At 63.4% G+C, this 7,095-nt stretch carries 2 protein-coding genes; both read right to left on the bottom strand.

Going from position 1 to position 7,095, the window contains the following annotated elements:
• Window positions 1-1,457: penicillin-binding protein 1C (gene pbpC / locus L9Z73_RS22105; protein WP_247405487.1), on the bottom strand; the 1,457-nt coding region annotated here is incomplete at its 3' end.
• On the bottom strand, window positions 1,438-7,095 hold a 5,658-nt coding region (locus L9Z73_RS22100; RefSeq protein WP_247405485.1), incomplete at its 5' end, for an alpha-2-macroglobulin. The genes pbpC and L9Z73_RS22100, both read right to left, overlap by 20 nt.

Here is a 7,095-nt window from a genome sequence, read left to right as displayed (position 1 = left end):
CGCAGCATGTCGCGCACCATGAAGGCGGCTTGGGGTGTCAGCAGCGCTGGGCCGCTGGCCTGGGGCTGTTCCTGCACATAGCGTAAGGGCCGCAGGTGTCCGTCGCCGGCCAGCATCAGATACAGCCGCGCCAGCTCTTCGGGCGTCATCTCGCCGCCGCCGAGGGCCAGGGCCAGGCCGTAATGGCTTTCACCGCGCAGGCCCTTGATGCCGGCGCGTTGCAACAAGCCGTATAACGAGGGCGACTTCACCTGGCTGGCCAGCCACACGGCCGGGATATTGCGGCTACGGATCAACGCATCGCGCGCCGTCAGTGGCCCGACAAAACTGCCGTCGAAATTCTCCGGTTGGAAGTAGCCGAAGTTACTGGGTAAATCCTTGAGGATGCTCATGGGGTGGATCACCCCTTGGTCCAGCGCCAGCCCATAGAGGAACGGCTTGAGCGTCGACCCCGGCGAACGCCGCGCCAGCACGCCATTGACCTGGCCATGGATGCCTGTGGATAAGTAATCCGCCGAGCCCACCAGCGCCTTGACGCTCTGGTCGCGGCTGTCGATCAGGATCGCCGTGGCGTTTTCCACCCCGGTACCGCGCCGCTCGGCGATAAAGCCGCTGATCATGCGTTCGAGCAATTGTTGCAAGGGCAGGTTGAGGGTGCTGTTCAACTCGTTACCCGCCTGGGACGCGAGCAACTGTTCGCTCAAGTGTGGCGCCAGAAACGGGATCTGCTGGCGGTTGCGCGCCTCAATGGGCAAGTCCAGCAGGCTGTCGTTGCGCGGGTCCTGTGGATAAGTTGCGCGCCAGTCGTTCATCAAGCGCAGCCGTGCGTTTTGCAGCGAGGGCCCGAAGCGCGCACGCCGCCCTGGCTGCTGGGGGATCACCGCGAGTGCCAGCGCTTCGGACAACGACAACTGCTCCGCCGACTTGCCGAAGTAGATGCGACTCGCCGCCTCGGCGCCTTCGATATTGCCGCCCATGGGCGCCAGGTTCAGGTAGGCCTCAAGGATGTCGTGCTTGCTGTAACGCGCCTCCAGCCACAGCGCCAGGGCCATCTGTTGCAGCTTGCCCGGCACCTGGCGGGTGTTAAGGTCCCACAGGCGCCGCGCCAGTTGCATGCTCAGCGTCGAGCCGCCCTGGCGCTGGCCGCCGCTGTAAGTGGCCATGGCCGCCCGCAGCAACGCCGGGGGATTGATCCCCGGGTGCCAGTAGAAATTACGGTCTTCCTTGAGCAGCAAGGCCTCGATCAATGACGGAGAAAACCGCTCCAGCGGTAGCCATAAGCGATATTGCCCGTCATCTGCCAAAGTCATGCGCAACAGCGAGCCATCGTCGGCCAGCACCACCCTCGACGATGTCACCGCCTGTTCCAGCGGGGCATGCGGCCACAGCCGCAGCCCCGCCAGCAGTACCGCCGCTGCCAGCAGCGGCGTCAGGCGCTTAAGGCTTGGTAATTTCAAGCTGGCCTACTTTGCCGCGCCCTTGCAGGGTGGTTTCGTACATGCCTTCGGCGTAGGCCGGTGGCGTATTGAAGGTGCCTGCGTTGGTGGCGCGCACGCGGTACACGAAAGTGCCTACGTCACGCAGCGCGGTGCCGTACAACACCACCCGATCATCGCGCACGTCCACGTAGTCCGGCTGCCAGTTGCTCAGTTTGGTTTCGCCGATCGGCGCTTGCCAGGCGTCAGACGGTTCGCTGTCTTCTACGTATTCAGCTTCCTCGCCTTCACTGTCATCGGTGCTGGCGGCTTCCGGCTCCGGCGGCAAGTTATACACAGGCTCGACGCCACCGGGCAGCAGGTCGACCACCGCCACTTGCTGGACTTGATCGCGGTCGGTCGCTCTCAGGCGCAGGCGCACCAGGAACTCATCGCCCACCGCGACTTTGCTCACCGGCTCGCCGTTGAGGTCGAGGTACTCGTGGATGATTTCCAGGCCATTGTTGATCGGCTTGAGCTTGGCGCCTTTATCAAAGCCGGCTTCGCTGAGCATGTAGAACGCTGCCGGGCCGTCGGATTTTTCCATCAGCAACTTTTGCGTGGCGCCAGGCACGGCGGCGCGCGGCGGCTGGCCGGCCATCTCCAGCAGTTGTTGCTGCTTGTCGCCCAGCCACGCGCTGGCTTTGAGGGTCATGTCGCTTTGCGCACGCTGGCCATAGTTGTCCAGGGCGCGCAGTAACAGCGCCGCCGACAGCGAGTTGTAACGTTGCTCGTTAAGGCGCTTGCCGAGTTTATCCAGCAACGCTGTCGGCACATCGTCCAGCAGCTCGGGGAAGTGCCGCGCCAGCAGGTGCAGGTGTTCGGCGTCATGTACCAACGGGTCGTAATACAGGCCGTCGCTGTTCCACTTATCCACAAGCGAACGCCATGGGATCTTACGGAACAGCGTATCGGCCTGGCGATCCTGCTTGAGCAGCTTGTAGCTGGCGGCCAGGTAGGCGGCGCCCAGGTCGTTCTGCCAAGTGTCTTTGAAGTAGCTCTCGTAGCGCTCACGGATGTCGCTCAACGCGCCGCTCACCAGAATTCCCTGACGGCTCAGCAGGTAACTGGCGTAGGCGCGGTTGCGCAATTCCGACAGGCCTTCGCTCGGGCCGTTGGCCAGGTCCGTCAGATAAGTATTGGCCCGTACCAGCAGATCTTCCGGCACCGGCAGCCCGCGTTCCTTGGCTTCGATCAGGAAGTCGGTGGCGTACAGGCTGGCATACGGGGCCACGTCCGGGTTGGCTGCCCACAAGCCGAAACCGCCGGCCTGGTTCTGGCGCTGGCGCAACATCCGCACCGCGCTGGCGAAGGCTTGTTCGGCCTCGGGCGCGTTGCCACCCCAGATCAACGCCGGCATGGCCTTGGACACCAACTGCTCGGTGCAGGCGTAGCCGTAGTCATCCAGGTAATGCTTGAGGCCGTTGGCCCACACCAGCGGCGACGCCGCCACACCCAATTGCACATCGCGCAGTTGGCTGAACAGTTCGCGAGTGGGCTTGAGCTCTTTGCTGGCGCTGTCGAAACGGCCCAGGCTCAAGGCCACGCGATGTTCGCTCAGGGGGCGGATCGAGGTGGTTTCTGCCACCTGAATGCGCTTGCCGTTCGGCAACACGGCGATAAAGCGCAGATCCGCCGAGCCGAGGGTGTCGCCGACCTTGATCTTGAACTCGGCGGTGCCTTCCTTGCGCGGTTGCAGTGACAAGGTGCTGCCTTTGTCGCCCTGCACGTTGAGGCCGTCGCTGGTCTGCACTTCAAACTTCACATCCGCCGCCGCATCGAGGTTGCTGAACACCCCGGCGCTCACGTTGAACACGTCCCCCGGCGCCACGAAAGCCGGTACGTTTGGCGTGATCACGAGCGGTCCGCGGACCTCGATTGTGGCCTCGCTGACGCCCACGCTGTCGGCATCCACCGCCACCGCGAACAGGTGCAGCTTGCCGTTAAAACTGTCGGGCACCTGGTAATGCAGCACGGTGTCGCCGGCCGGCAAGTCCACCAGCCCGGACCACCAGGCCACGGGCGGCTGATGTTTACGCTTGAACGGGTTGAGGTGATTGGCCAGCGCGCCTTCGGTATCACCACCGGGCGCTGCCCCACTGAGCAGACGGCTGAATTCCGGTAGGATCAGGTCAAGAATCTGACTGGTGCCGACTTCAAGCGCACGCTTCTGGAAGAAGAAGCCCAACGGGTCCGGCGTCTGGTAGCGCGCCACTTGCAGGATGCCTTCGTCCACCGCATACACCACCGCACGGCCCGGGCGGTCGGCGTTGACCTTGATATCCAGGGTCTGCCCCGGTTCGATCTGCGCCGGGCCGTCAACCTTCAATGGCATGCGCCGCGCATCCAGGTTGATGCTGAACGGCACCACGCCATAGGACAGTGGGCTCATGTAGACCTCGGACGAACCGATGTCCCGCACGAACTGCACGTTGACGTAGGCATTGCCCTCAAGCCCTGCGGGCACGCGGATATGTTGCACGCTGTTGGTGCTGTCGGCCTTGAACCACTGCTGGGTGTAGACCTTGTCGCGCTCGATGGTAATCAGGCCCGCCCCGGTGTACGGCGCGCGGACACTGATAGCGATCTCATCCCCCGTCGCGTAACTGTGTTTATCCAGGCGCAGTTGCAGCTCGGCGTTGCGCTCCAGGGAGCGCGAAGTGTTGCCGCGCCCGGCCACGCTGTAGTCGATCTGGTTCAGCAGCTTGCCGTTGGCGTCTTTGAGTTGCAGGGTGAAATCGCCGGGAGTGGCGGTGTTCAGGGGTTGCTTGGCGCCGTCTTTGGTCATCACCAGCGGCGAGGCGGGCTGGCTGATGTTTTTGATCCGCGATTCATATTTGTAGGTGCCGTTGGACTGTTTCACCAGCACCGAGACGTAGCGGTGCTCGACCACTTCGCTGGTCAGGCCATCCACCGCCAGCGGTGTGAGATCCGGTGCGACGGCCAACCATTGCACCTGGCGTGGGGCGTCCTTGGCGACATACGACAGCGAGTCCTGACTTTTCACACCCACCAGGTAGGGCGCAGACGACACCAGCAACGCACTTTGCGCCGCCACATTGCGCCCGCCTTCGGCCTCGAACACCTGGGTCATCACCTGCAGGCGGTAAGTACTGTTGGCGAAGCGCTGCAGGTTGAGGTCGAGCACGGCTTGGCCGTTGTCATCGACGGTGGTCTCGGCGAGGTCTTCGGTGCTGGCCTCTTCCAGCGTGTCGTTGAGGCGGAAGCGGTAATCGGGGTAACGCTCAAATGCCGCGAGCGTCGGGCTCAGGGACATCTTCGCCGTCACGCGCCGGCCGGACGCCGGGGCGCCGAACAGGTGCATTGCGGTGACTTTGGCCAGCACCTGGTCCGGTGCAATCCAGCCCTGCACCGGCGTGTCGTGCAGGCTCAGGCTGACCTTCATGCGGTCCGGCTCGAAGTCGCGGACCTTGAAGCTGACGCTGCCCAGGTCGGTGCGGGTCTGTTTCTCGCCGAGCAGTTGCAAGGTCGCGGTGTAATCCCCGGCGGGGGCCACTTCGCTGTTGGGGAAATCAAAGGTTTCAAAACCGCTGGCGGACAGCTTCAGCGGCTGGCGAATCACTTCCAGGCCGCGCGGGTCGGTGATTTGCAGCTCCACCGGCAGGCCTTGCAGGGCGCCTTTCCAGTTGCCGCTGCGCACGATCATGCCCAGGTGCGCGGTTTCGCCGGGCCGGTACAGGCCACGGTCGGTGAACAGGTAGGCGCTGAGGCGATCGATCGCACCGTCTTCTTGCAAACCGCCTACGTCAAAGCGCGACAAATCCAGCTGCTGGGACTGACGGGCAATCGGCAGGAAAGATTGGTCATTGCCGCGACTGACCACATACATCAGCGGCGTTTTCTCACGGCGCAGTTCATCGAGTTTGGCGAAATGCGCGTGGCCTTCGGCGTCGGTGTGGCCGCTGGCGACCGGCAAACCGTTACGGCCGATGATGTCGACTTGCGCGTCGACCACCGGCGAACCGTTGCCGATGGACTGCACATACACGTCATGGCTGCCGTCGCTGGAGCGCTTGGCGATGATCCCGAGGTCCGTCACCACGATAAAGCGCAGGTCGCTGGTGCTGCTGCGGGAGTAGTCGAATGTGCGCTCGGCCGGGTCGTCCTGAGGGCTGAGCCTGAGTACGAAAATACCGCGCCGGCCGCCGTTGGCGCTCAGGTAGCGGCTGAGGTCGACGTTGTCGTAGACAGTTTTCGCCGGGTCGTTGGACGACAGCGGAATATCCAGTGACTGACGCTCGACCATGCGGTCGAAGTACTCATTGCCGAAGTTCGGCTGCGCAAAGCTGCCGCTGCTCTGGTCCACCAAATGTTGCAACTGGTTGGGCAGCAGGCGAGCAATTTCCACATGGGCACCGGGCACGCCACGGGCCATGAAGCCCAGGCGTTTTTCGCCGGTGAGGCTGAGCAAGGCGCCGTCAGACAGGAACTGCAGCGTGCGCGGATAGGCCGGCATGATGATCAGCGACGCCGTAGGGTTTTTCGCCAGGTAGCCGCCAATGGCTTCCAGGTTGGCGGGCACGCGCACATACAGCGCACGACCGGCCGGGGCCTTGAACTTGAACGCGTGCAGGGTGTTGAGCGGTTCGACGCTGGGCACGTGGGTCAGGTTGACCTTGGTGCTACGGGCCAACAGGGCATCGTCGATGTCGTTGCTGTTATAGGGGCGCGTGTCGTCCTCAGCTTTTTCCGGCAACAGCCACGCCTGGACCTTACCGGCGATGGTGTCATCGGCCACGGCGCTGGAGCTGCTGAACATCAACACCGGCTCGGGTTCGCCGCGTTCGTTGTCGACAAAGCTCACTTCGGCAGCGGTAAACGTCAGGCGGTAGCGGCCGGGCACGGTGACTTCGGCCACCAATGGCGCGTTGCTGGCGTTGCCACCGTCACGGGCTTTGATGCCTTCGTCGAGCTTGGCGCTGACGGGCGTGCTTTCCAGTGGGGTGGCCAGGGCGGCGGAGCGGACATAGGCGTTGAGCTTGGTCTCGTCGAAGGTGATTTCCGGGCGATTGGGTAATTGGGCGTCGCGGTAGGCGAGGCCTTTGCCGAGAATGATCGAAACCCGCTTGCGCAGGCTTTCTTCGTCGACCGGGTGGGAAAAGCGGAAAGTCGCCACCAGTTGTTTCAGCGTCGGGTTGGACGGGTCCTGATACAACTCGTTCTGCGAAAGGTTGGCGCGAAACGGCTGGGTGGAGAACTGGCCGCTGTACTCGTTGAGCAACACGCCGTCGGCGAGCAGGTTTTTCTTCGCCAAATCGAAGGTGTAATGGGCGTCGATGGGCCAGTCTTTTTCCGGAGTGAACAGCAACGTGTGGTCATCGGACCAGCGCCAGGCACCGGCCACAGCGGGTTTAAGGGTAATGCCTGCGGTGACCGGCTTGCCTATCGCCGCCAAGGGGGCGACGGACTCGGCAAAACGCACCTGCAGGTTATCCACAACGACGGGTTGCTGGGTGTAGTCAGTCAGGTTGGGTTTGTGCAGCGAATAACCCACGGTGTGCGGCTGCGGCAGGTTGGAGTACCAATGCCAGCCATAGAACCCGGCGGCGGCCAGCAGCACCAGGCCCAACACCCCGGCACCGGCCTGGCGCGGGTAAGC

It is taken from the genome of Pseudomonas emilianonis (genome assembly GCF_023072625.1).
GTDB lineage: Bacteria > Pseudomonadota > Gammaproteobacteria > Pseudomonadales > Pseudomonadaceae > Aquipseudomonas > Aquipseudomonas paraveronii.
This window is presented reverse-complemented; position numbering and strand designations above follow the sequence as displayed.